Source organism: Microbulbifer donghaiensis (genome assembly GCF_900129095.1).
GTDB lineage: Bacteria > Pseudomonadota > Gammaproteobacteria > Pseudomonadales > Cellvibrionaceae > Microbulbifer > Microbulbifer donghaiensis.
Genome location: NZ_FQVA01000001.1, coordinates 648,177 through 671,254, shown reverse-complemented (window position 1 = coordinate 671,254; position 23,078 = coordinate 648,177). Strand labels below are relative to the sequence as shown.

General features: G+C 59.6%; 25 protein-coding genes. 15 read left to right on the top strand and 10 right to left on the bottom strand.

Annotated elements, in window-relative coordinates:
• The first annotated feature begins 76 nt into the window (after window positions 1–76).
• Window positions 77–472 carry an MAPEG family protein gene (locus BUC36_RS02790; RefSeq protein WP_073271218.1) on the top strand — a complete coding sequence of 132 codons (396 nt, stop codon included), beginning with the start codon at window positions 77–79 and terminating at the stop codon, window positions 470–472.
• 84 nt (window positions 473–556) lie between these two features.
• On the opposite strand, the gene BUC36_RS02785 is transcribed toward BUC36_RS02790, so the two are convergent.
• The 3 genes from BUC36_RS02785 to BUC36_RS02775 all read right to left on the bottom strand — a co-directional run bounded on the left by BUC36_RS02785 (window position 557) and on the right by BUC36_RS02775 (window position 2,420).
• Window positions 557–877: a YebG family protein gene (locus BUC36_RS02785; RefSeq protein ID WP_073271216.1), complete on the bottom strand. Its 321-nt coding sequence runs from the start codon at window positions 875–877 to the stop codon at window positions 557–559.
• Between the two features lie 323 nt (window positions 878–1,200).
• Window positions 1,201–1,818: a LysE family translocator gene (locus BUC36_RS02780; protein ID WP_073271214.1), complete on the bottom strand. Its 618-nt coding sequence runs from the start codon at window positions 1,816–1,818 to the stop codon at window positions 1,201–1,203.
• Window positions 1,818–2,420 (bottom strand): DUF924 family protein, encoded by a 603-nt coding sequence (locus BUC36_RS02775; RefSeq protein ID WP_073271212.1) that lies wholly within the window; start codon window positions 2,418–2,420, stop codon window positions 1,818–1,820. Before BUC36_RS02775 ends, BUC36_RS02780 begins: the two co-directional genes overlap by 1 nt.
• 185 nt (window positions 2,421–2,605) lie before the next feature.
• On the opposite strand from BUC36_RS02775, the gene BUC36_RS02770 reads away from it, so the two are divergent.
• Genes BUC36_RS02770 through BUC36_RS02750 form a run of 5 tightly spaced genes read left to right on the top strand, consistent with a single transcriptional unit; the run spans window position 2,606 to window position 5,166 of the window.
• Entirely contained in the window at window positions 2,606–2,893 is a 288-nt protein-coding gene (locus tag BUC36_RS02770) for a hypothetical protein (protein WP_073271210.1), read from the top strand.
• Window positions 2,894–2,947: 54 nt separating this feature from the next.
• The gene (locus BUC36_RS02765; protein WP_073271208.1) at window positions 2,948–3,790 is read left to right on the top strand and encodes a DUF6249 domain-containing protein; all 843 of its coding nucleotides are present in this window, start codon (window positions 2,948–2,950) and stop codon (window positions 3,788–3,790) included.
• Between the two features lie 21 nt (window positions 3,791–3,811).
• Complete coding sequence (locus BUC36_RS02760; protein WP_073271206.1) at window positions 3,812–4,366, top strand: sigma-70 family RNA polymerase sigma factor; 555 nt, start codon at window positions 3,812–3,814, stop codon at window positions 4,364–4,366.
• Window positions 4,359–4,742 carry a hypothetical protein gene (locus tag BUC36_RS02755; protein WP_073271204.1) on the top strand — a complete coding sequence of 128 codons (384 nt, stop codon included), beginning with the start codon at window positions 4,359–4,361 and terminating at the stop codon, window positions 4,740–4,742. The genes BUC36_RS02760 and BUC36_RS02755 overlap by 8 nt, the downstream gene beginning before the upstream one ends.
• A gap of 10 nt (window positions 4,743–4,752) precedes the next feature.
• A complete protein-coding gene (locus BUC36_RS02750; RefSeq protein WP_073271202.1) occupies window positions 4,753–5,166 on the top strand; it encodes a GNAT family N-acetyltransferase in 414 nt (137 codons plus the stop codon).
• Window positions 5,167–5,175: 9 nt separating this feature from the next.
• Here the strand turns inward: BUC36_RS02750 and BUC36_RS02745 are convergent, their stop codons facing one another.
• A complete protein-coding gene (locus BUC36_RS02745; RefSeq protein ID WP_159435970.1) occupies window positions 5,176–5,649 on the bottom strand; it encodes an LEA/WHy family protein in 474 nt (157 codons plus the stop codon).
• Window positions 5,650–5,738: 89 nt separating this feature from the next.
• Here BUC36_RS02745 and BUC36_RS02740 point away from each other — a divergent pair, with 89 nt between their 5' ends.
• The 3 genes from BUC36_RS02740 to BUC36_RS02730 all read left to right on the top strand — a co-directional run bounded on the left by BUC36_RS02740 (window position 5,739) and on the right by BUC36_RS02730 (window position 7,541).
• Window positions 5,739–5,948 carry a hypothetical protein gene (locus BUC36_RS02740; RefSeq protein ID WP_073271200.1) on the top strand — a complete coding sequence of 70 codons (210 nt, stop codon included), beginning with the start codon at window positions 5,739–5,741 and terminating at the stop codon, window positions 5,946–5,948.
• A gap of 28 nt (window positions 5,949–5,976) precedes the next feature.
• Window positions 5,977–6,225: a membrane dipeptidase gene (locus BUC36_RS02735; RefSeq protein WP_073271198.1), complete on the top strand. Its 249-nt coding sequence runs from the start codon at window positions 5,977–5,979 to the stop codon at window positions 6,223–6,225.
• A 341-nt stretch (window positions 6,226–6,566) separates the two neighbouring features.
• Window positions 6,567–7,541, top strand: coding sequence for a mechanosensitive ion channel family protein (locus BUC36_RS02730; RefSeq protein ID WP_143186865.1), 975 nt, complete (start codon window positions 6,567–6,569; stop codon window positions 7,539–7,541).
• Window positions 7,542–7,709: 168 nt separating this feature from the next.
• Here BUC36_RS02730 and BUC36_RS02725 read toward each other — a convergent pair whose 3' ends face one another.
• The 4 genes from BUC36_RS02725 to BUC36_RS02710 all read right to left on the bottom strand — a co-directional run bounded on the left by BUC36_RS02725 (window position 7,710) and on the right by BUC36_RS02710 (window position 11,678).
• Entirely contained in the window at window positions 7,710–8,453 is a 744-nt protein-coding gene (locus tag BUC36_RS02725) for an SDR family oxidoreductase (RefSeq protein ID WP_073271197.1), read from the bottom strand.
• A 287-nt stretch (window positions 8,454–8,740) separates the two neighbouring features.
• Window positions 8,741–9,370, bottom strand: a complete 630-nt coding sequence (maiA, locus tag BUC36_RS02720) for a maleylacetoacetate isomerase (protein WP_073271196.1) — start codon at window positions 9,368–9,370, stop codon at window positions 8,741–8,743.
• Window positions 9,371–9,401: 31 nt separating this feature from the next.
• On the bottom strand, window positions 9,402–10,388 hold the full coding sequence (locus BUC36_RS02715) for a fumarylacetoacetate hydrolase family protein (protein WP_073271194.1): 987 nt from the start codon (window positions 10,386–10,388) through the stop codon (window positions 9,402–9,404).
• Window positions 10,389–10,541: 153 nt separating this feature from the next.
• Window positions 10,542–11,678 carry a homogentisate 1,2-dioxygenase gene (locus BUC36_RS02710; protein ID WP_073271192.1) on the bottom strand — a complete coding sequence of 379 codons (1,137 nt, stop codon included), beginning with the start codon at window positions 11,676–11,678 and terminating at the stop codon, window positions 10,542–10,544.
• A 271-nt stretch (window positions 11,679–11,949) separates the two neighbouring features.
• Here BUC36_RS02710 and BUC36_RS02705 point away from each other — a divergent pair, with 271 nt between their 5' ends.
• The 5 genes from BUC36_RS02705 (at window position 11,950) to BUC36_RS02685 (ending at window position 18,633) form a co-directional block, all read left to right on the top strand.
• The gene (locus BUC36_RS02705) at window positions 11,950–12,462 is read left to right on the top strand and encodes a MarR family winged helix-turn-helix transcriptional regulator (RefSeq protein ID WP_084535520.1); all 513 of its coding nucleotides are present in this window, start codon (window positions 11,950–11,952) and stop codon (window positions 12,460–12,462) included.
• A gap of 196 nt (window positions 12,463–12,658) precedes the next feature.
• A complete protein-coding gene (locus tag BUC36_RS02700; RefSeq protein ID WP_073271190.1) occupies window positions 12,659–13,849 on the top strand; it encodes an amino acid aminotransferase in 1,191 nt (396 codons plus the stop codon).
• A 76-nt stretch (window positions 13,850–13,925) separates the two neighbouring features.
• A complete protein-coding gene (locus tag BUC36_RS02695; protein WP_073271188.1) occupies window positions 13,926–15,317 on the top strand; it encodes a class II 3-deoxy-7-phosphoheptulonate synthase in 1,392 nt (463 codons plus the stop codon).
• Between the two features lie 87 nt (window positions 15,318–15,404).
• Complete coding sequence (locus tag BUC36_RS02690; RefSeq protein ID WP_073271186.1) at window positions 15,405–16,085, top strand: glutathione S-transferase family protein; 681 nt, start codon at window positions 15,405–15,407, stop codon at window positions 16,083–16,085.
• A gap of 328 nt (window positions 16,086–16,413) precedes the next feature.
• Window positions 16,414–18,633 (top strand): M3 family metallopeptidase, encoded by a 2,220-nt coding sequence (locus tag BUC36_RS02685; protein WP_073271184.1) that lies wholly within the window; start codon window positions 16,414–16,416, stop codon window positions 18,631–18,633.
• 118 nt (window positions 18,634–18,751) lie between these two features.
• Here the strand turns inward: BUC36_RS02685 and BUC36_RS02680 are convergent, their stop codons facing one another.
• On the bottom strand, window positions 18,752–20,404 hold the full coding sequence (locus tag BUC36_RS02680; protein ID WP_073271182.1) for an amidohydrolase: 1,653 nt from the start codon (window positions 20,402–20,404) through the stop codon (window positions 18,752–18,754).
• A 2-nt stretch (window positions 20,405–20,406) separates the two neighbouring features.
• On the opposite strand from BUC36_RS02680, the gene BUC36_RS19155 reads away from it, so the two are divergent.
• Window positions 20,407–20,775 carry a DUF2905 domain-containing protein gene (locus BUC36_RS19155; RefSeq protein ID WP_234994870.1) on the top strand — a complete coding sequence of 123 codons (369 nt, stop codon included), beginning with the start codon at window positions 20,407–20,409 and terminating at the stop codon, window positions 20,773–20,775.
• Between the two features lie 57 nt (window positions 20,776–20,832).
• Here the strand turns inward: BUC36_RS19155 and BUC36_RS02670 are convergent, their stop codons facing one another.
• Window positions 20,833–23,004 (bottom strand): TonB-dependent hemoglobin/transferrin/lactoferrin family receptor, encoded by a 2,172-nt coding sequence (locus BUC36_RS02670; protein ID WP_234994869.1) that lies wholly within the window; start codon window positions 23,002–23,004, stop codon window positions 20,833–20,835.
• Between the last annotated feature and the right edge of the window lie 74 nt (window positions 23,005–23,078).

Here is a 23,078-nt window from a genome sequence, read left to right as displayed (position 1 = left end):
AGGGCAGGGCAATTGCTCTGTTCAATAATAAATATAGATAAGCGGGCATTGGCCCGCTTTTTTGAGGAAAAGAAAAATGGCTACAGTAACAGCGCTTTATGCGGGCCTCTGCGCAATTCTGCTTATCGCCCTCGCCGCGCGCGTGGTGCAGTTCCGCTGGTCGAAAAATGTCGGGATGGGCAGTGGCGACGACCGCCTCAATCAGGTGCGGGTGCGGGTGCACGCCAACGCTACCGAATATATGCCGATGGCGCTGCTGCTGATGCTGATCGCGGAGCTCAATGGGCTGGGTGCACTGTGGCTGCATATCCTGGGTGCGCTGTTTGTTTTTGGGCGCCTGCTACACGCCTTCGGTCTTACTTGGGGGAAGGGGGGCTACCATCCGGGACGTTTCTTCGGTACGGCCATCAGCTGGACAGTTATTCTTGTCCTGGCGGTGATCGATATTGTCAAGGCATTAGGCGCAGCCTGATCGATGATCCGGGCTTTGCCTAGATAGACAACAAAAAAAAGCCCGGCAAAGCCGGGCGCATAGTACAGGGATGGAAATATAAAATTACTGGTTGGCGGCAAAGGCTGTGACGCGGTCGTCGTCAGAGTCCTGTGCAGATTCCGCTGCTGTCTCTGCTTTTGCTTCATTCTCTTCCAACAGAACTTCCGGCTTGCCCTTGCAGGCTTTGGCCAGGTCCTCACGGCGCTTGGCCAGCAGCAGGCCGATTTCTTCTCCGGCCTGTTCGGAAATACCGTCGATATGGCGCTCAATCAGCGAGGTGATATTGGCGGCCAGTTCCAGCATCTTGTCGTGTTCTTCGGCGTCTTTCTTGTTGTCGAACATTGCTCCGTCTCTATCGCATTTCCAAACAGCTACTACGGCCATGTTTTGCCTCCGGTTATTTTGCGGCATTTGATAAGTCTGTATGCACATACAGTATATGTATGCATGTTCAGTGTCAACGTCAAAGAAAGTGAATGTGACGCAGTCGTGGTTGTGGCAGGGGATGCGATAAGCGGAGCCGGCATTGCGGTGGCTCGCCTGTGTAACCTGGGCGGGGCTGTCATAATGAATCTGGTAGCCGGCTGTCTGTCTACCCCCCCATTTGACAGTTGGCTCCGACCCCGCAGTAAGACGTTTAAGGCCCGCACAGCGGGCCTTTTTTTATGCCTGGAAAACGCCGGTACTGGGGGCGTGTCTAAAGGGCTTCAAAGTGTCAGTACGAGCCTTGCCGCCAGCCCGATCAGTAAAAGGCCAAACAGTTGTTGCATGCGGTGGCCGGCGGACTTGCTGACCCAGCTGCGATTGCGGCCTGCGTATACGGCGAGCGCGATCAGGCAGTACCAGCCTGCGTCTATGCCGGCGGCCAGCGCAGCCATGCCCAGCTTGGTGTTCAGAGCCTGTTGCTCGGCCACAAACTGGCTGAACAGGGCGGTAAAGAACACCGCGACCTTGGGGTTGAAAAAAGCGACACCAAATCCCTGCAGGGCCGAACGGCGCACGGTCTGGTGGGGTGCCGGAATATTGGCCGCCGCCGTATTGGGCGCCGGGGCGCGCAGTGCCTTCCAGCCCAGATATACGAGCATGGCCGCACCGGCCCACTGTAAGATGTTGAACAGCACTGGAGAGCGGGTAATAAGTACCGCCAGACCGAAGGCTGTCAGGCCCGCATAGATGGCGATTGCCGCCCCGTGTGCCAGCGCACAGGCGAGGCCCTGGCGCAGCCCGGAGGCGGCACTGCGCAGTACGATCAGCAGGCTGGGCCCCGGTGACATGGCGCCGAGGGCACAGATCCCGGCCAGTGACAGCCAGTTGAGCAGATCCATCAGAAGCCCCCTCCCTGGTCGAGCCATTTCTGTTCGTCCGGCGTGGACTCCCGTCCGAGCGCCGCATTGCGGTGCGGGTAGCGGCCGAACTCGTCGATCACCTTGCGGTGGGCAACGGCGTACTGATAGAAGTTCTCGGCCTGGGCCGCGCCCTCGGCGCCGTCCAGGTAATCCAGCCGCAGCTGGTTGAAGTAGTCCACCGAGCGCTTCTGCATCGCCGCTTCCTCGCTGTGCTCCAGCGGCATGCCGAGGAAGGCGCGCTGGTAGAGGCCCATTTCCCGGTCGTCCCCGCGTCCAATAATGCTCAGGGCGACATCGAGCGCCAGCGGATCGCCGGCATAGGCGCGATCGCTGTCGCGATAGATATTGCGGGTGAACTGGTCGCAGACCAGCACCAGTGCCAGTTCGCCCTCGAGTGTCTCGCGCCACTGCGCGAGATCCCCGTCCAGGGCAGCTTCCACGGTGGAATCGAAGTACTTCTCGATCTTGCGGTCCAGTTCCTCGCCGCCGGCAAACCAGCGCTGGCGGTGGTTGTCGTCCGGCACCGCATCCAGCTGCGGCTGGCCGAACCAGAATGTCAGTATTTCTTTGGGCGCTGGCATCTTTTTCTGATCCTTGTTCGAGCAGGGGATTATCGCGACATTCCTGCCCGGGGGTCCAGTTCCGTGCAATGCCCCCAGTCTGGCCATCAATGCTGGACTCGAAAAAATTTTCCGCAACGCTGCATCCAAGTCCCGCAGTGGGGTTGTCTTTAGGGTGTACAAGGAAATTCTACCTGGAGGCGACCATGGTAACCGCAGGATCACTTAAGAAGGTACAATTCTACGCCGCGCTGGCAATGATGCTGACTGCATTGGAGGCCGGCGCCGCGGAGCTGAAGCTCCCCCTGGCGGAAGTGCAGCAGGAGCTGACGCAAAAGACCGAAGAGGCCTTTTCGCGCAAGCTGCAGGAGTGCCGGGACAAGGCCCACGAGGAGCGTAGCGGCACTGGCTACCCAGTGCGGATTGCCGAAGAGAAGCCGGTGCAGGGTGGGGCGGCGAATCCCTATCCTGGCGAGCGGCTGACGGTAATGTAAGATTTACCCCGATTTCTGGATAGTTTGAAATAAAGTACTAATCGAGAGCACAAAATGAGAGCGAGAAAACTAAACCCTGCGCGGGCCGGCGCCCGCTGGCTCGTTGCCCTGCTGGCGGCATTCAGTGTCGCCGGCGGCTGGGCCCAGGAAACTCCTGCGGAAGACCAGGTAATGCCAGAGCCCCCCAAGCCACCGGCTGCCGCTGAGGCTCCCCGATCGCCGCAGCAAGAGAGGGTCGAAAAGCAGGTGCGCATCACCCGTGACCAGAATGGCAATCTGCGCATCCGTACCCGGGACGAGAATGGCGATCGCAGCGAGGTACAGGTCGACCTCGGCGCGGAGTTCGGCGGTGCCCTTAGTCGGCGGATCATCGAGAAGCTGGAGAACAAGGGAATTCTCGACGAGAGGGGGCTGATTGTCGAAGAGGCGCTGGACAGCGTGCCGAAGAATATCAATATCGGCATTTCCGGTGACTTCGACGAGCCCCGTGGTGGCCACCACGATGCCCACGATCACGACGACTTCCCCTTTAAGGGCGATGCCGCGGTGATGATCCCGATTATCTCGATTCTGGCGGTGTTCGGTACGCCCATATTGATCGTCTGGCTGGTGACCCGTAACAGCTATCGCAAGAAGCAGCTGCTGATGGATAACATCAACCGCATGGTCGCCGAGGGTCGCGATATCCCGCCGGAACTGCTGGATGCGATGGAGGGGGAGTCCCCGCGCAATATGAAGGATCGCGGTTTTACCCTGATCGCTGTCGGCCTGGCGATCTTCATCTGGCTCACCGTGGCCGCCGGACCTGAGGCCGGTAGTCTCGGCCTGATACCGCTGTTTATCGGTGTCGCCCGCTTCGTCAACTGGAAACTGGATAATAAGCAGCCCCAGCAATAAGGGGATAGGGGACAGCGGTTTATGGACCTCAATGACGAGGATTTAATTCGGCGCGTCGTCGAAGACGGGGACCAGCGGGCTTACGCCCAGCTGGTTCGGCGCTATCAGTCACAGCTGCGATTCTCGCTCCGTCAGCTGTGCGATGGCGACCAGGCCCTCGCGGACGACATGGCCCAGGAAGCCTTTATCAAGGCCTACAAGGCACTGCCGGCTTTTCGTGGGGATGCGCGTTTCAGCACCTGGCTGTACCGCATCGCCTACAACCTCGTCATGAGCTATAAACGCAAGAACGCACCGGTGGTCGACCAGGACGCGGTTGACCGGGCGCAGGCGGAGGAGAGCGTTGAGGAAGCCCAGCAGTTGGGTATGGCGCGGGACCTGAATTCCGCCATGAGCACGCTCAGCGACGCCCAGCGCCAGGCAGTGCACCTGTGCATGCAGCGGGGTTTCTCCCACGAAGAGGCGGCCAGTATTATGAAGTTGCCACTTGGTACGGTAAAATCTCATGTCAATCGCGCGCGAGCCAAATTGCAGACAATGCTGCAGGCATGGCGCGAGGAGGTGGTCAGTGGATAAGTTTGAACAACGGAACCCGAATACCTTGAGCGATTCAGTATTGCACGGCAAAGAAGTGGATTTCGGCGACCCGGATTTTGACCAGTGGCTCAGCAAGCAGCTGCAGTTCAATGAGCCCTATCTGGACAACGACGGTTTCTGTGAGCGCGTGATGCAGCAGCTGCCGGCGCCGACCAAGCGTGCCGAGCGCCGCGCCACCCGCGCCCAGTATGCCGCTGTCGTAGCGGCATCGGCGATCGTCGTCTGGCAGTTCCCCTTCGGGGAGCTGTTGAGTGGAGTAGTGCAGCAGTCCATCAGTCTCTATAGCCTGGTGGGGCTGGGTGCACTGGCCTCGCTGGCTGCCATGACCGGCGGCATTCTCGCGGCGCGACGCTGAAGCGTAGCCGGTGTCCATCGAATACCGCATCAACCATCACATCTCTGCGCAGCAGTTTGTCGAGCTGCTGCGCCATTCAACCCTCGCCGAGCGCCGCCCGGTAGACGATCCCGACTGCATGCAGGGGATGGTCGAAAACGGCAATCTCAGCGTGACTGCCTGGAGCGATGACCAGCTGGTGGGCATCGCCCGCTCGGTGACGGATTTCCACTACTGCTGCTATCTCTCCGATCTGGCCGTGCACCGGGATTTCCAGCGGCTCGGCATCGGTCGCAGGCTGCAGTCCGTTACGCAGCAACAGCTGGGGCCCCGGTGCAAACTGATCCTGTTGGCCGCACCCGCGGCCAATGACTACTACCCGCTGCTGGGCTATAGCAACAACCCCCGCTGCTGGATTCTGGAGCCGGATCAGGTTCTCGAATGAAAACGCTGATTAGCGGTACTGAGCCAGGCGTATCTCACCGCGCCGGCGTACAGTAATCGACGGCACTATCGACCGGCGCAAACCCAGTTTCGCTTCCAGTTCATAAGGCACCGTATCCATGCGGCTGCCGATCAGCTCTGCGGCTGCAAAAATTGATCCCACCAGACTGGCCGTCGCATCCACCGTAATATTGTCCTGCCCGTAAGGCGCAATGGGCGGCAGATTGCTGGATGTGCCGGTAATCACCTTATTGCCGGCGAGACTCAGGGTGTAATAGAGCCCGGACAGTGCCAGCTCTGAATTGTTGGGGTTGAATACCCGCAGGTGAATGCGGAAACGCAGATCGTTACCCGGGCCCGCTGGCAGTGGTTCCAGTGAGGTAATCTCCACTTCCGGTTTCTGAAAGTTCGGCGAGAGTACCGCGCATCCGCTGAGCAGGACGGCAAGTATTAGAAGCCAGGGAAGGCGGTAGATTGCTGTCACAGATAATCCTCGACTGGTTTTAATTTGGACATTCTTTTCTGCTGGTGAGCACTGATGGTCGGCCAAAACCAATAACGAATACTGGTGCGGTGGTCAGTGCTAAAAAACTCTATGTGGCTTTGACACTTGTTGTTCTGGTTTTGTTCGCCGGCTGGAAGTGGCTGCTGTTGCCCGGCGTCGAGCCGAAAATGGACAAGCGTCTGAGGGGCGTATATCCACCGCTGGCTGAGAAGGCCGCTATTCTGCACAAAACCCTGCTCATCGGCGACTTACGTGCTGACAGCTTCCTATGGGCCTGAGATATCGCCGTAGAGGCGGATTGCGGCCATGTGGAACTGCCGCGGGGCGGCGCGACAGATCGTCAAGACCGCACGTTGTGCCATCGGGCTCGTTGGCTTGGAGCGCGTTGCCCTGGGTTCAGATTGTGACGGTGCCGTTGAAGTTGCTTTCGATGCCGGCGAATTGGGCGTGTTGACCGAGGAAATGCTGAAACAGGGATTCACCGAAGGTGAGATCCGCAAACTGATGGGCGAAAACATGCGTGACTTCCTATTGGCGCAGCTGCCGCGGTCCTGAATGCCCGGAGGAGGTTCATGTCGGTTTGGCCACCGGCGCGATCGATTTCGGGCAGTATGGACGCCGCAGTCAAGGCAGTGCAGGAGGTCTCACGGCTATAATTATGAGCCGGATTCATAGGTCAACACAGGTGGGGCGCTGGCATTGGCGGGCGTACAGTCCTCCCGTGTTTTTTCCTGGTTAGTCGGCGGGCGGCTCGAAGATTGTGCCGTCAACTACTGGCGCTCATAGCATCGGCCATGGAGGGCCGACGGGATGTCGTTCGAGGAGTCGCAGCGGTTTCTGCAAAAGCGGATACGACTGGAAGATATCGTTGAAGATAGCGTTGGGGCGCAAACCCGGTGAATGAATTTTTATCGCCCCTTTTCAAACTGGTGTCTTTTCGGCTGAATCCACAGTTGCAGCAGAAAGACGAACAGGAATCCGCGTTAGAGGAAATCACCCCGGAAGCGGTATCCGAAGCCGCCGGGACCGTGGTCAAGTCGTTCGATCAGGTTTGGGAGAATTTTCTCGCGCACACGCCCTATATGATTGCCGCATTGACGGTGGTCATATTTACCTGGGTCGTAGTGTTTTTACTGCGCCACTTTGGTGCCCGGCTGTTCCAGCGTACTACCTCGCGCAAGTCCCTGCGGGACCTGTTCGCTCGCCTGCTCACCATCGTCATCTGGTTCTTTGGCCTGCTGTTTGCGGCAATGATTCTCTTTCCGGACTTTACGCCGAGCAAGGCGTTGGGGGCCGTGGGCCTGCTGTCAGTCGCGATTGGCCTCGCTTTCAGGGATATCATCGAGAACTTTTTCGCCGGGATTCAGATTCTGTGGAACTTCCCGTTTGAGGAGGGGGATGTGATCCAGTGCGAGGGCATTGTGGGGCGGGTGGAATCTGTCGAGGTGCGCAACACCATGATACGCAAGCTGACCGGCGAGCTTGTCGTGGTGCCCAATCTTTTTCTGTTCAAGAACCCTTGCGAGATACTTACCGATCGCGTTAAGCGCAGGATCAGTATCATCGCCGGGGTGGCCTACCATGAAGATGTGAGCCGCTCGGTGGGCGTGATCAAAAAAGCGGTGGAATCCTGCAAGTCAGTGCGCGACGACGATCCGATTCAGATTTTTCCCCACGGCTTCGGCGACAGCAGCGTCGATATTGAAATCACCTGGTGGACCGGCTCGACCCCGCTGGCGATACGTGAGTCCACCGGTGAAGTGGTCACTGCAGTAAAGAAAGCCCTTAATGAGGCCGGCATCGAGATTCCATTCCCATACCGCACCCTGACATTCAAGGAGCCACTGCGTGTGGAGACCAAAAACTCCTGAGCAGAGTCGACAATGTGCGCGGTAGATCACTTATTGCGTCGAAAGTAATCTTTTACTGGGCGCAATCTTCTGTCCTTGATCGATCGCGCACCGCACTTGACTCATGTGGACGAAGCCGGGCCGTCCCCTTCGGACAAAGGGAATGTTCCTGAGGAACTCGAGAGACGTTTAGAAATCCTGGACTGTCGGTCGCAGCACGATTTCATTGATGTCCACGTTGGCGGGTTGCTCGATGGCATAAGCAATGGCACGGGCGACCGAGTCCGACGGGATGGCCAGTTGATAGAAAGCTCCCAGCATGTCGGCGCTCTCCTGGTGTGAACTGCCGTACTTGAGTTCGGATTCAACCGCGCCCGGTTCGATAGTGGTGGTGCGAATGTCGCCGCCGACCTCATGGCGCAGTCCATCACTGATTGCCCGCACCGCGTACTTTGTTCCACTGTAGACAGTGCCGCCCGGACTAAATACCTTGATACCGGCGACCGAGGAGATATTGATGAAGTGACCACTCTTCTGTTGTTGAAAGACCGGCAGCGCCGCGGCGACGCCGTAGAGCACGCCCTTGATATTGATATCAATCATGCGGTCCCACTCATCAACCTTAAGTTCGGAGATCGGCGCTATCGCCATCAAACCGGCATTGTTGATGATGACATCCAGGCGTCCATAGGCACTGACCGCCTTGTCAACAAGCGCCTGTACTTCGCTGGGGACAGTTACATCCGTCTTCAGGTATTCCGCCTCTCCGCCGGCAGTGCGGATTTCGCCGGCGATTTTCTCGAGCTTGTCGGCGCGGCGGGCGCCGAGCACGACCTTTGCGCCGAGGCTGGCAAGGTGTCGGGCTGTCGCCTCACCCAGTCCGCTGCTGGCGCCAGTAATTACTACCACTTTATTCGCAATATTCTCACTCATGCTGATTCCTCGCTCGAGTTGCGTTGCTTGATAATGATTGCAAAGCGTAAGGATCATCGACGCCACCTGCCATGGCGAAAACTGCAGGAAATTTGCCTAATACCACCGGAATAGAATTTTTAAAGATGTTGGTATGCCTGTCTGGCATATGAACTGCCAAACGCTTTCCTCCATGGCGTATATAGCGTAGCCAAGAACTCAACGGTTGCGGCAGGTTGACTCAGCACACGCTGACTTTTAAGCAGACCCTCACTCAGGCAGAGCGAGGGCGCTATCTGGAGGGGACGTTAAAGGGTGCTGTCCGGCTGATTTTCCGGGCGCGCTTCCACAAACGCCGGAATTTCGTTGCAGGCGAGCATAGTGCGGTGAATGGCCGGGTACTCGGCGATATCCATACCGAAACGCTCTGCGCTGTAAATCTGCGGGATCAGGCAGCACTCAAACAGTCCCGGCTGGTCGCCGGCGGCAAAGGGGGTTGGGTCCAGCTGTTGCTCCAGCGCGCTGAAGCCCTCGTGAATCCAGTGGCGGATCCAATTCACTTTTTCCTCATCGCTGATGCCGTACTCGGACTGAAGGTATTGAAGTACACGCAGGTTCTGTATCGGCTGTATGTCGCAGGCGATGCCGTAGGCCATGGCGCGCACTCTGGCGCGGGCCAGCGGGTCTTTGGGCAGTAGCGCCGGCTCCGGGTACTGATCGTCGAGCCATTCCAGAATCGCCAGGGACTGGGTCAGGATGGTGGTGCCATCCACCAGTGCCGGTACCAGGCCCTGCGGATTCAGTTTGCGGTGCTCGTCACCGCGCTGTTCGCCTTTCAGCAGATTCACCGGCTGGTAGTCGTACTGCAGGCCTTTCAGGTTGAGGGCGATGCGCACGCGGTAACTGGCGGAGGAGCGGAAGTAGCCGTGTAGTTCCATTTATTTCTCGTCCTGTTTGTTATGGGAGGAATTATTGGGGATTTACGTATTGCACCACTCGCTGATGAATGGTGCCGAAGATGTCGCTGTCATTTTCATCGTACATGGCGATCTCGATCTGATCACCGAACTGCATGAATGGTGTTTTCGCTTTGCCGTCGGCGATGATCTCCAGCATCCGGACTTCCGCCAGGCAGCAGGAGCCCGCCGCGCGGTCCACATTCGAGACGGTTCCGGAGCCGATAATGGTACCGGCACCCAGCGGGCGGCTCTTGGCGGCGTGGGCAATCAGTTGTGGAAAATTGAAGGTCATGTCCACGCCGGCGTTGGGGGAGCCGATTTTCTCGCCGTTCAGAATCGCATGCAGCGGCAGGTGTACCATACCACCCCGCCAATGATGGCCAAGTTCATCGGGCGTCACTGCCACCGGGGAAAATGCGCTGGAGGGTTTGGACTGGTAAAAGCCAAAGCCTTTGGCCAGTTCGCCCGGGATCAGGTTGCGCAGGGATACGTCGTTGACCAGCATCAGCAGGCGAATGCTGTCCTCGGCCTTTGCCGCACTGATGCCCATCGGCACGTCTGTGGTGACAACGGCCACTTCCGCCTCGAAGTCGATGCCCCAGTCGGTGCTGGGCATGGCGATTTCCTCGGTGGGTCCGAGAAAGGTGTCGGAGCCGCCCTGGTACATCAGCGGATCCGTCCAGAATGACTCCGGCATATCGGCACCGCGGGCCTTGCGCACCAGTTCCACATGGTTCACGTAGGCACTGCCGTCGGCCCAGTGATAGGCGCGGGGCAGGGGGCTGTGGCATTCGGCGGGGGTGAACGGAAAGCTGGTTATCTGCTCATCCTGCAGGGCCTCGAAACGGGCTTCGAGTTTCGGTTGTGCGATATCCCACTCGTCCAGTGCCGCCTGCAGAGTGGGTGCAATATCGGCGGCCCCACAGTAGCGACCCAGGTCGCGGGAGACGACGATCAATTCGCCGTCGCGGCCTTTTTTGAGGGAAGCGAGTTTCATTGTTCTTTGATCCTTTTCTTACTGCCTAAAAATGTTTCATTTCAAGCAGCCATCCCTGGAGCTAATGCCGGCCCGGCCAGTCCGGCCGCTCCAGGTATTCACGGCGCCTTCGGCCCATGGCCGGTCGCGCTACCGCACAGCGAGCGGTGCTCGCTAATCGTGCGGCTGCGCCCAGCTATCCACGTACTCAGGCAACTCGACCGCGTGGGCATCCGGCAGGATGTTCCAGGGCGTACGGCTGTCGAGCATGACCGCGACTTCATCGGTTTCCTTCTTGGCGTGTTTGGCGCCGGCGGCAAAGGCCTTCGGATGCGGGCCGTGGGTGAAGCCCATCGGGTGCAGGGTCAGCATACCCGGGTAGATATTGTCGCGACTGAAGAAGTCGCCGCGGTGATAGAAAATCAGTTCGTCGAAGTCATCGTTGTTGTGGAAGAAGGGGACTTTCAATGCGCCGGGGTCGCTCTCGATCGGGCGCGGCGCAAAAGTGCACACCACGAAACCGCGGGCCACGAAGGTCGTGTGCGCGGATGGCGGCAGGTGGTACCTGTGGCTCATCAGCGGGCGGATGTCCCGCCAGTTGATACGCACCGCCAGGTTGTCGCCTTTCCAGCCGACCGCGTCCAGCGGATTGAACGGGTAGGTGATCGTCGAGACCTGCTGGCGGGCCTTTACCCTGACCGGCCACTCATCCTCGGTCTGCTGCGCGCGGAACTTGTCGTCGATACTCGGCACATCCAGTATGGCCGGGTCGAAGATTGCGTGAGGGCCGACCAGTCCCTTTTCCGGCAGCTGGAAGTGGCTGCCGGTGGCTTCCACCATCAACAGCTCCAGCGGCTCGTCATCGAAGGGCTCCAGTCGCCACATGGTGCCGCGCGGCAGCATGATGTAGTCGCCGTCGCGAATGTGCAGGTGGCCGAAGTCGCAGTAGAGATCACCGCTGCCGTTGTGGACGAACAGCAGCTGGTCGCCATCGGCATTGCGCACCAGGTGATCCATGGCCTCATGGCAGGTCCACAGCGCCACCAGGCTGTCGCTGTTTTGCACAATCGGCTTGTGATCCCAGGGGCTGTTGCCCTGGTGGACCATCTTGGTGCTGTCGAAGGCGTGCGGCCGCAGCGGCCCCTCGAAATTACTCCAGCCCGTCGGCGGGTGGCGGTGATAGAAGTGGGTGGCGGGGCCGAAGAAGCCCTCTTTGCCCATCTCGCGCTCATAGGTGTTCGCGGGAAAATCAGCGTGGGCCTGCCGGCTGGTTTCCCCTTCGACACGGGGGAAGTTGATCCAGTTTTTCATCGGGCTATCTCGCAATTAGATGAAGCGACGGCAATTGCCGGGCAGCAACTGCTCTATAGCCGCCGGGCACGTGCGCAAAAATTTAGCGCAGCGGCGGGATTTGGATACCAAAAATGGCGCGCAAAGCCGTATAATACGCGACCGATTTTGTCTGATGACCTGCAACCTTGCCGGAGAAAAATTCCGGTGGCAGTGGTTACAATTGAAACCAATGTTAGTTACATTTGTAACCTGATACAACTCCGAGCAGAAAGCAGGTGTGTGAACAGCCATGACAATTGATAACAATGCGCCCCATTCCAATGCGGAGAGCCTGGAGGTAGCGCGCGACGATTTGCGCCTGGAAAAGTTTTTGCCCTATCGGCTGTCGGTACTGTCGAACCGGGTGAGCAATGCCATCGCCCAAGCTTATGGTGCGCGCTTCGATCTGACCATTCCCGCCTGGCGGGTGATGGCCATCCTGGGGCGCTTCCCGGACCTGTCGGCTGCCGAACTGGTGGAGCAGACGGCGATGGACAAGGTGGCGATCAGTCGCGCCGTGTCCTCGCTGCTGAAGAACGATTACATCACCCGCAGCGAGGATCCGGCAGATCGTCGCCGGCAGGTTCTGAACCTGTCGGAGCTGGGGCGAGACGTCTACGAGCGCATAGTGCCGCTGGCGCAGCAGTACGAGAATGACCTGATGGGATCTCTGTCTGCGGAAGAGCGCCAGCAACTGGACAGCATTATTGAAAAGCTGATGGATCGCGCCCAGGCATGGGCCGAGCGCGGCCTGATCGATTGAGGAACCGCTGAAAAACTACTGCGCGTGCGCCTGGCGGCGTCCGGCGGTGCTGGTGCGCCAGCCCGGTAACAATGCTCATGTACTCTGTGTACACTCCGCTTGTTGCGCTCCGGCGGCCGCCACCAGCCACTCGCTCGCTACGTTTTTTTCAGCGGTTCCTCCACGAACGAGTGAATATAGTAGAAGGAGTTTTGTGATGTTTGAGCACCTGAGCAGTCTTCCGCCGGATCCGATCCTGGGTCTGCTGGCCAGTTACCGCGCCGACGAAAACCCCAATAAGATTGATTTGGGGGTAGGTGTCTACAAGGATGAGGCGGGGCACACCGCGGTGCTGCAGGCGGTAAAAGAAGCGGAGACGCGCCTGCTGCAGAGCGAAGAAACCAAGGCCTATATCGGTCCGGCTGGCACCCCCGGTTTTAACACGGCCATGCAGGAGCTGATTCTGGGCGCGGATCACCCGGCGCTGCTGGCCGGGCGCGTGCGCTCGGCCCAGACTCCCGGCGGCTGCGGTGCGCTGCGCGTGCTGGCGGAATTTACCAATCGCGCCAAGCCGGGCGCCACAATCTGGGTCAGCGACCCCACGTGGGCGAACCACGTGCCGCTGCTGGGCAACGCCGGCCTGCAGATCAAGAGCTATCCCTATTACGATCGCGCTACCAGCAGCCTGCAGTTCGACGCGATGGTGGAAACCCTGAAGAATGTGGGGGAGGGCGATCTGGTGCTGTTCCACGCCTGCTGCCACAACCCTTGCGGTGCAGACCTCTCCCGCGAACAGTGGCAGGTGCTGGCGGAGATGGCGCAGAAGCAGGGCTTCACGCCGTTTATCGATATGGCTTACCAGGGCTTTGGCGACAGTCTCGACGACGACGCCTGGGGCCTGCGCCTGATGGCGGCGTCGGTACCCGAGTTGCTGGTCGCCGCCTCCTGTTCCAAGAACTTCGGCCTTTACCGCGAGCGTGTCGGCCTGGCGATGGCGATTTACAACAACGGCGCCGATGCCGACAAGGGCCAGAGCCAGATGCTGAACGTTGTGCGCGGCAACTATTCCATGCCGCCGTCCCACGGTGCCGCTATCGTTGAGTCCATCCTCACCGACGCCGGCCTGAAAGCCAACTGGGAAGCGGAGCTGACCGAGATGCGCGAGCGCATCAATGGCCTGCGCTCCGGTGTCGTCGAGAGTCTGGCCGCTGCCGGTGCCGCTGGTGACTTCAGCTTTATCCAGCGGCAAAAAGGCATGTTCTCCTTCCTGGGTATCAGCCCGGAGCAGGTTGAGCGCCTGCAGAGGGAGTACTCTATCTATATGGTCGACTCCAGCCGTATCAGTATCGCCGGACTGAGTCAGGGAAATATGGAGTATTTCTGTAAGGCAGTTGCCAGCATCCTGTAAAATCCCCTGCAGGCATGTATCCGGGGCGGGCGCTGTCCGCCCCGGCGAGTTTCCCTTCTGATGTAAGAGCCGATAAATGGAAGTTGAGGTAGATACCCCCGTGTCCGAACGCCCCTCCCAAACCTGGACCCCGCAAAGCTGGCGCAGTTTCGACGCCAGGCAGCAGCCGAACTATGGGTCCGCTGCCCAGGTGGATCAGGTAACCCGGGAATTGTCGGGCTATCCGCCGCTGGTCTTTGCCGCAGAGGCGCGCGAGCTGCGCCGCCAGCTGGCCCAGGTGGCGGAAGGCAAGGCGTTTCTGCTGCAGGGCGGCGACTGTGCCGAGTCTTTCGCCGACTTCAATGCCAACCGCATTCGCGACACCTTCAAGGTATTGCTGCAGATGGCGGTAGTGCTGACTTTTGCCGGCAACCTGCCGGTGGTGAAAGTGGCGCGTATGGCCGGACAGTACGCCAAGCCGCGCTCCGCGGATACCGAAACCATCGGCGGCGTGGAACTGCCGAGTTACCGCGGCGATATTATCAACGGCATCGATTTTACCGCCGAGGCGCGCGTGCCGGACCCGCAGCGCATGCTGACTGCGTATAACCAGTCCGCGGCGACACTGAATCTGTTGCGCGCCTTTGCCCAGGGAGGGCTCGCCGACCTGCACCAGGTGCACGGCTGGAACCTCAGTTTCCTCGAGAATAATCCCCAGCGGGAGAAATACGCGCAGCTGGCGGAGCGTCTGCAGGAGGCACTGGAGTTTATGGCGGTGTGCGGCGTTACCTCCGCCAATACCCCCGCGATTCGCGAAACCGTGCTCTACACCTCCCATGAGGCGCTGTTGCTGGATTACGAGCAGGCGCTGACCCGCACCGACAGTCTGTCGGGCAATTGGTATGACTGCTCTGCCCACATGCTGTGGATCGGCGAGCGCACCCGTCAGCTGGACGGTGCCCACGTGGAATTCCTGTCCGGTGTATGCAATCCGATCGGTGTGAAAGTCGGCCCGAATATGCAGGCGGACGAGTTGCTGCGCCTGATCGACAAACTGAACCCGCACAATGAAGCCGGCCGCCTGACGTTGATTACGCGCATGGGTGCCGACACCCTTGGCGAGAAGCTGCCGGCACTGGTACAGGCAGTGCAGAGGGAAGGGCGCTCGGTGGTCTGGAGTGCGGACCCGATGCACGGCAATACCGTCAAGGCCAGCAGTGGTTACAAGACCCGCGATTTCGACAAGATACTGCGCGAAATCCGCGATTTCTTCGCCGTGCACCGTGCCGAAGGCAGTCATCCGGGCGGCATTCACCTGGAAATGACTGGCGAGCATGTCACTGAGTGCACCGGTGGTGCCTGGAAAATTTCTGAGGCGGATCTTGCCAGTTGTTATCGCACCCAGTGCGATCCGCGCCTGAATGCGGATCAGGTACTGGAGCTCGCATTCTGCGTGGCCGAGTGGTTGCGCGACGACAGATCAGCCTGATTAATCGATAAGGCCGGGCAATTGCCCGGCCTTTTTGTTTAATACAACATCATCTCTTTAATTCTTGTCCCAATACTGGGGGTGACCATGTTCCAGTTGTTTATCGCCAACAAAAATTACTCCTCCTGGTCTCTGCGCCCGTGGCTGTTACTGCGCCAGCTGCAGATACCGTTCAATGAACAGTTAGTAACTTTTGAGGAAGGCGGCAGTTGGGAGAAGTTCCGCAGCTTTTCCCCGAATGGACAGGTGCCCTGCCTGGTCGACGGCGACACCACCGTATGGGACTCGCTGGCAATCGTCGAATACATCGCGGAAAGCCATGCAAAAGTATGGCCACAGGATAAGGCTGCGCGCGCCTGGGCCCGCTGTGCCAGCGCGGAGATGCATTCCGGTTTTGCAGTGTTACGGGATATCTGCACGATGAACTGTGGCGTTAGAGTGCAGTTGGCGGAAATCCCGGCGAGCCTGCAGAGAAATATCGACCGCTTTGAAGAGTTGTGGCTGGAAGGGTTACAGCGATTTGGCGGCCCCTTTCTGGCCGGCGATGAGTTCACGGCCGTGGATGCCTTCTTTGCGCCGGTCACCGTGCGGGCCAAAAATTACGACCTGCCGCTGAGCCCGAGTGCCGCGGAGTATCGAGACCGAATCCTCGACCTGCCGGCCATGCAGGAATGGATCGGCGACGCGCTGAAAGAACCCTGGCGGGAGCCCGGACACGAGGAAGAGCTGCGGCGCGCCGGCACCATCGTCGAAGACCTCCGCCAGTAATTTCCCTCCGGCTTAGCGCCCTTCAATCGGGCGGGCTCCAGGCCCGCCCTGTACGCCCCGATCCCGGTAATTGACGCAGCGCCGTATGTTTTCAATCCGATAAAACTATCCACTTAAAAAGTCGTTACCAATTAGTTCTCACAGCACCAATAGCGACCTTTCGTGCCAGTTACTGGGCTAATCAGGGCAGGGCGTTGGTCGTGAAAATCCATCTGTCCGTCGACGGTAGCCGGGCGCTGCAGGGCAGGGATTGGCGGCGTCGGGGCAACTGGGGTTAAACTCGGGCGCTTAAAAGTTTCATTAGAAAGTATCTGAGAGGAGATTGCCGATGCGTCAAACATTGATCGCGCTGTCCGTGGCGGCGGCACTGGCGGCCGCGGCTGGCTGCAGCAAAGAAGCAGAGCAGGCCCAGGCCGCGAAGAACACCATCGAGGCTCAACCGGTTGCCGAGGCCGCCAGCGCGACGATTGCCAGCAATATCCTCCTGGCGGAGTGGACTGGTCCCTACGGCGGCGTACCGGCCTTCGACAAGATGCGTGTCGAAGACCTGAAGCCGGCCCTGGAAGCTGGGATGGCCAAGAACCTGACTGAGGTTGACGCCATCGCCTCCAACCCGGCGGCGCCCACCTTCGCCAACACCATCGAGGAACTCGAGCGCAGCGGCGGCGACCTGAATCGCGTATTTGCCTACTACGGCATCTGGAGCGCGAACATGTCCTCGCCGGAATTCCGCGCGATCCAGCAGGAGATGGCGCCGAAGCTGGCGGACTTCCAGTCCAAGATTATCCAGAACGACAAGCTGTTCCAGCGCGTCAAGGCGGTCTATGAGCAGCGCGACGCGTCTGACCTGAACGCGGAGCAGAAGCGCCTGGTGGAACTGACTTACGACCAGTTTGCGATCAACGGCGCGACTCTGAAAGGTGAAGCCAAGGAGCGCTATGCGGCAATCAATCAGCGCCTGGCCGAGCTCTACACCAAGTTTGCCAACAACGTGCTGGCCGACGAGGAGGGTTACGATATCTTCCTGCGCAGCGACCAGCTGAGCGGCCTGCCGGATTCCTTCGTGGCTGCGGCGGCGGCGCTGGCGGAAGAGAAGGGCCAGAAGGGCAACTACGCGATTAGCAATACGCGCTCGTCCATGGACCCGTTCCTGACCTATTCCGACAACCGCGAGCTGCGCGAGCAGGTCTGGAAAAACTATTACAGCCGTGGCGACAATGGCGACGAGCATGACAACAACGCGCTCATCGCCGAAATCCTGAAGCTGCGCGATGAGCGCGTCGGCCTGCTCGGTTTCGACAACTACGCCGAGTGGCGCCTGCAGGACCGCATGGCCAAGACACCGGAAAATGCCACGGCATTGATGGAGGCCGTTTGGCCGGCGGCGGTTGCGCGGGTTAAGGAAGAAGTTGCGGACATGCAGGCAGTGGCGGACGCGGAAAAGGCCGGCATTACCATCGAGCCCTGGGACTACCGCTACTACGCGGAAAAGGTGCGCAAGGCCAAATACGACCTGAACTCCGACGAAGTGAAGCAGTACCTGCAGCTCGATAAACTGCGCGAAGCGATGTTCTTCGTCGCCGGTGAGCTGTTCAATTTCAGCTTTACGGCGGTTAAAGAGGGCTCCGTGCCGGTCTTCCACGAAGACGTAAAAGTCTGGGAAGTGAAGGACAAGACCAGCGGTGAGCACATCGGCCTGTGGTACCTGGATCCGTTCGCGCGCGCGGGCAAGCGCTCCGGTGCCTGGGCTACCATGTACCGCGATCACACCACCTTCGACGGCAAGAAGACGGTGCTGGCCTCCAACAACTCCAACTTCATCAAGGGCGCCCCGGGTGAGCCGGTGCTGGTGAGCTGGGACGATGCGGAGACCTTCTTCCACGAGTTCGGCCACGCGCTGCACTTCCTCGCCTCCAATGTGTCTTACCCGACCCTGAACGGCGGCGTGCGTGACTATACCGAGTTCCAATCACAGCTGCTGGAACGCTGGCTGTCCACCGATGCGGTGATCGACAATTACCTGGTGCATTACCGGACCGGTGAGCCGATCCCTGCGGATCTGGTCGCCAAGATCAAGAAAGCGGCCACCTTCAACCAGGGCTTCGCCACCACCGAGTACCTGGCTTCCGCACTGATCGACATGAAGCTGCACACCACCGATCCGGAAGGTATCGACCCGGATGCGTTCGAGCGCGAAACGCTGGCGGATCTGGGTATGCCGAAGGAACTGGTAATGCGTCACCGCACACCGCATTTCGGCCATGTCTTCTCCGGCGAGGGCTATGCCACCGGTTACTACGGCTACCTGTGGGCTGACGTGCTGACTTCCGACGCGGCCGAGGCATTTGCCGAGTCAAAGGGCGGCTTCTACGACAAGGAAGTGGCAGGCAAACTGGTGGAACACCTGTTTGCGCCGCGCAACGCCGTCGATCCGGCTGAAGCCTACCGCGCCTTCCGCGGCCGCGACGCCAAGATCGAAGCGCTGATGCGTGACCGCGGCTTCCCGGTGCCGACCAAGAAAGCCACTACCGTTGCCGTCAAGAACTGATTACGGGGCGGGCCAGACGGCCCGCCGTATTTAATTCTGCCGGACCAAAAAAAGCCGCAACAGTTACTGTTGCGGCTTTTTTATGGCACGCAGTTTTGGCTGCGCTTTGGCCTGCAGGTTATTCGCTGCGGGCGTACACCTTTTCTCCTTCCACCCAGGTTTCCAGTACCTGCGCTTTCCAGATTTCCTGCGGGTCGATGGTGAAAATATTCCGATCGAGCAGAATAAAGTCGGCGAACTTGCCCGGCTCCAGACTGCCGATCACCTGTTCCTGGTGACCGGCATAGGCGGCGTCCAGGGTGAAGGAGCGCAGGGCTTCTTCCATGGTCATGGCCTCTTCGACGTGCCAGCCCTTTTCCGGATCTCCGTGGCGGTCGCGGCGAGTGACAGCCGCGTGAATGCCGAACAGCGGATTGACCGGCTCCACCGGGAAGTCCGAACCGGATGCAATCCTGGTGCCCTGGCTGAGGAATTTCCGCCACGCATAGGCGCCTTCAAGGCGCTGTTCTCCCAGGCGGTCACCGGCCATATTCTTGTCGCTGGTGGCGTGGACAGGCTGCATCGAGGCGACAAGGTTCAGTGATGGGAAGCGCTCGATATCTTCAAGGGTGAGAACCTGCGCGTGCTCGATGCGATGGCGGAACGGTTTCTGGTCGTGCTCCTTGTTCAGCGATTGCAGGATGTCCAGCACTATATGGTTGGCACGGTCGCCAATTGCGTGCACGTTTACCTGGAAATCGTTTTCCGTCGCCAGCTTTATCTGGGCGAGCAACTCACCCTGCGGGGAGATCAGCAGGCCCTTTTCCCCCGGGCGATCGTGGTAGGGCTGCAGCAGGGCAGCGCCGCGGCTGCCGAGGGCGCCGTCGGCATACACTTTGACGCTGCGCACATAAAGCCTTTCGTCGGGCGCGCCGACATGGCCGGCTTTGAGCAGCTTTGGCAGGTTCTTGTCATCGATCGAAATCATCGGGTAGACGCGCAGCGGAATCGCATCCTCTGCCGCCAGTTGGCGGTAGGCTTCCAGGGTCTGTTCCGGCACGCCCGCGTCGTGGACGCCGGTGAGGCCGAGCGACAGCGCCAGGTCAAAGGCGGTGCCGAGCGCCGCTTTTTCCTCCTGCAGTGAGGGCTGCGGGATTATCTTCTCCAGCAGAGCCATCGCGTTGTCGACGAGTACGCCGGTCGGCTCGCCGTTATCGTCGCGAATGATTTCCCCCCCGGCAGGGGCGCGTGTTGCGCGGGTGATTCCCGCGAGTTTCAGGGCGGCGCTATTGGCCCAGCCGGCGTGGCCGTCGATACGGCGCAGCCAGATCGGTTGGTCGATCTCCAGTGCATCCAGCTGTGCCCGGGTCGGAAACTCCTTGCCGGCCCAGAGTACCTGGTTCCAGCCGCGGCCGATCAGCCATTCGCCCGCTTTCAGATTCTGTGAAAATTCTTTGATGGACTGCAGTGTCTGCGGCAAGTCCTGGTCGCGCAGATCCAGCTGTTGTTGCAGGCGTCCCACTCCCAGTACATGGCCGTGTGCGTCGATCAGCCCCGGCAGCAGGACCTTGCCGCCGGCATCGATCTTCTTCGCCTGTGGGTACTTTTGACTGAGTGCGGCGTAGTCGCCGGTTGCCAATACCTTGCCCTGGTCGAAGACCAGTGTGTTGAACTTGTCCAGCTGTTGGGCGGCGGCCTGGTAGCCGTCAAAGTTGTGTATCAGTGTCGTCGCCTGGAGATTCCACGAGGCGAGTGCGAGGGAGAAACCGGCGAGGGTATGAAAGAGGCGCATAGTTGTTAGCCTTATCAGAGCGTCTGTCGGAGAACCTGTCCGATGGTATCAGTGGATGGAAATATCTGCCAAACGGCCTGTTTTCCGATTTTTTACTGGGGGCTTTTACACTGGTAAGGACGCGCTGCGTTTGGTGCGGCGTGCAGGCAGGAGAGGGCAGGGATATGGCGCGCTGGCTGATTGTCGCCGGAGTAGTCCTGATCGTCGTGGGCGTACTGATGCACATCGCCCCTTGGCTGTTCAACTGGTTCGGACGCTTGCCGGGTGATATCCGTATCGAATCGGAGCGCAGCCGCGTTTACGTTCCGATCGTTTCGATGATTATCCTGAGTGTCGTGTTGAGCGTCATTATCAGCTTTTTCCGGCGCTGACAATGCAACAAGGCCGCAGTGCCGGGGCAGTGCGGCTTGCAAACGCGCTTTGAATTTTCAGAAAGCGTACTTCACCGAGGCGGCGAAGGTGCGGCCCGCCGCCGAACTCACCGACAGGTCACTGCCCGCGTCGCGTCCGGCGACATTCAGGAAGGGCACATACTCCTTGTCCAGCAGGTTGTTGACCGCCAGATTGACGGACAATTGCTCCAGCAGCTGGTAACCGAGCATCCAGTCTATCGCGCCGTACCCGGCCACCTCGGCCTCGCCGTCATTGACACGATCCATGCGGTCCGCCCACTTTAGCAGCAACTGGCTGGACAGCTGTCCCGCGCTGTAGCTGGCTCCGACGACACCGGACAGCGGGCTGATACTGCGCAGGTAGTCGCCGGTGTTGTCATTTTCGCCGCGCTGGTAGCTGGCGTTGGCGAACAGTTCCAGGCTCTGGTCGAGGTACCAGGTCGCACTCACTTCCATGCCCTCAATGGTGACGGAGTCGATGTTCTGGTACTGGTACTTCTCGTACACGTGGGAGAAGCTGCCGTCTTCATTGAAGAACGTCTCGCTGTCGATCAGTTGCGTCTCGAGAAAGTCGTCGTAGCGGGTGTGGAATACCGCCGAACTGAAGGCGAACGGTCCAGCGTGGCCACGCAGCCCCAGTTCGAAGGTGTCACTTTGTTCCGGTGACAGGTCGTCGGCCGGCACCACCTCGTAGATATAGGACGCGGTCGGCTGCAGGTAGTGTTGGAGATAGGCCAGGTCATAGGCCGGTACCTTGAAGCCCTGGCCGTATTGCGCAAATGCCGTCAGGCGCGGGTGGATCCGGTAGAGGCCGCCGAGGTTGAAGGAGACATTGCTTTCCTCGATGACGGCATACTCGCTGCCATCGGATTTTACCGCACCATTCGGGTCCATCTCGTACCAGTCGTAGCGCAGGCCCGGTGTCACGGTCAGGTCGCCGCCGGCGAAAGTTATCTCGTCATTGACGAACAGGCCGGCGCGGGCCACCTCATTTTCCGGGAACTTCTCGCTGCTGCTGTCCAGTGTCGGTGAGCCGGCCACTTCGCGATACTGGTGCACCGTGCGGCTGCTCTCGGTGGTTTCCATATCCACGCCAAAACCGAGCGTGTGCTGCGCATTCAGGGCCTTGGCGGCGTTGGACAGCAGGCCGTTGGTGAGTTGTTCATAGTTACCGGTTTCCCACATATCGCGGATCTCTACCACGCCGAACATCGGCGCGTTGATATCCAGTTGGCCGTACTGCTCGTCGCTCTGGGCGGACTTGTTGCGGTACAGGCTGATGTTCAACTGGTCGTAGAGCGGCGTGGCGGTCTCGCTGTGATAGCGCAGCTGGTAGGCGCGGGTCTCTTTTTCGGACAGGGAGCTTTCGGCGACGATGTTGTATCCGTAGGCGGCGAGGCCGCGGAAGTAATACAACAGGCCGTCGGCACTTTCACCGCTGGCGTCCTGGTTCCAGTGGTCGGCGGAGAAACTGATGAAATCCCCGCCGCCGAGGTTGTACCTGGCCTTGTACAGCAGACTCTCGGATTCAATCTGGAAGGGATCCTGGGTCTCTTCGTAGTTCTGCTCCTCCTCGCCGTCGCGGTAGGTCAGCTGTAGCAGCTGTTCAAAATTGCCGGTGCGCAGGGCTAGGGTAGGGGAGGTGTGGGTTTGGCTGGTAATGCCGTTGTAACCTGTTTTCACCGCACCGCCGAATTGCTCGTCGTCGGCAAGGTAGTCGCTGGCATCCTTGGTGGTAAAAACGACGATACCGGCGAGCGCATCGGAGCCGTACAGCGAGGAGGCGGCGCCCTTGGCGACTTCCACCTGTTTCAGGGTGTCCGTCTCGATCATGCCGCGCCCGACGACATCGTTCAGGCCATTGGCACCGTAGCCCTCGTTCATGCGCATGCCGTCCTTGACGATCAGTACCCGGTCGCCACCCATGCCGCGCACAAGAATATTCTGCGCGCCACCGGATCGGCCGGTGACCTCGACACCGGGCTCGTACTGGAACAGCCGGTTCATGTCATTGAGCTGTAGCTGTTCGATTTCGTCACCGGTCACCACCGATACACTGCCAGTGACATCCTTCAGCGGCTTCTCCGCGCGCCCGCTGACAACGATCAGTTCCAGCTCGTCGCTGGCTGGCTTGTCACCGGTCTCGGCGTACAGGTCGGAAGTGGTCAGCAGGCCCAGCAGGGCCGCGGCGAGGGGGTGACGTTTCATGGTCATGTCCTTTTGGTCTTTATCTGCTTGTTCTGGCGTCAGCTTGTTCCGGTGGGGGAGCGGGCCACCGGCTC

Coding starts and splice junctions, on each gene's coding strand:
- BUC36_RS02790 (WP_073271218.1), top strand. CDS start 77: ATGGCTACAGTAACAGCGCTTTATGCGGGCCTCTGCGCAATTCTGCTT.
- BUC36_RS02785 (WP_073271216.1), bottom strand. CDS start 877: ATGGCCGTAGTAGCTGTTTGGAAATGCGATAGAGACGGAGCAATGTTC.
- BUC36_RS02780 (WP_073271214.1), bottom strand. CDS start 1,818: ATGGATCTGCTCAACTGGCTGTCACTGGCCGGGATCTGTGCCCTCGGC.
- BUC36_RS02775 (WP_073271212.1), bottom strand. CDS start 2,420: ATGCCAGCGCCCAAAGAAATACTGACATTCTGGTTCGGCCAGCCGCAG.
- BUC36_RS02770 (WP_073271210.1), top strand. CDS start 2,606: ATGGTAACCGCAGGATCACTTAAGAAGGTACAATTCTACGCCGCGCTG.
- BUC36_RS02765 (WP_073271208.1), top strand. CDS start 2,948: ATGAGAGCGAGAAAACTAAACCCTGCGCGGGCCGGCGCCCGCTGGCTC.
- BUC36_RS02760 (WP_073271206.1), top strand. CDS start 3,812: ATGGACCTCAATGACGAGGATTTAATTCGGCGCGTCGTCGAAGACGGG.
- BUC36_RS02735 (WP_073271198.1), top strand. CDS start 5,977: ATGTGGAACTGCCGCGGGGCGGCGCGACAGATCGTCAAGACCGCACGT.
- BUC36_RS02725 (WP_073271197.1), bottom strand. CDS start 8,453: ATGAGTGAGAATATTGCGAATAAAGTGGTAGTAATTACTGGCGCCAGC.
- maiA (WP_073271196.1), bottom strand. CDS start 9,370: ATGGAACTACACGGCTACTTCCGCTCCTCCGCCAGTTACCGCGTGCGC.
- BUC36_RS02715 (WP_073271194.1), bottom strand. CDS start 10,388: ATGAAACTCGCTTCCCTCAAAAAAGGCCGCGACGGCGAATTGATCGTC.
- BUC36_RS02710 (WP_073271192.1), bottom strand. CDS start 11,678: ATGAAAAACTGGATCAACTTCCCCCGTGTCGAAGGGGAAACCAGCCGG.
- BUC36_RS02705 (WP_084535520.1), top strand. CDS start 11,950: ATGACAATTGATAACAATGCGCCCCATTCCAATGCGGAGAGCCTGGAG.
- BUC36_RS02700 (WP_073271190.1), top strand. CDS start 12,659: ATGTTTGAGCACCTGAGCAGTCTTCCGCCGGATCCGATCCTGGGTCTG.
- BUC36_RS02695 (WP_073271188.1), top strand. CDS start 13,926: ATGGAAGTTGAGGTAGATACCCCCGTGTCCGAACGCCCCTCCCAAACC.
- BUC36_RS02690 (WP_073271186.1), top strand. CDS start 15,405: ATGTTCCAGTTGTTTATCGCCAACAAAAATTACTCCTCCTGGTCTCTG.
- BUC36_RS02685 (WP_073271184.1), top strand. CDS start 16,414: ATGCGTCAAACATTGATCGCGCTGTCCGTGGCGGCGGCACTGGCGGCC.
- BUC36_RS02680 (WP_073271182.1), bottom strand. CDS start 20,404: ATGCGCCTCTTTCATACCCTCGCCGGTTTCTCCCTCGCACTCGCCTCG.
- BUC36_RS02670 (WP_234994869.1), bottom strand. CDS start 23,004: ATGAAACGTCACCCCCTCGCCGCGGCCCTGCTGGGCCTGCTGACCACT.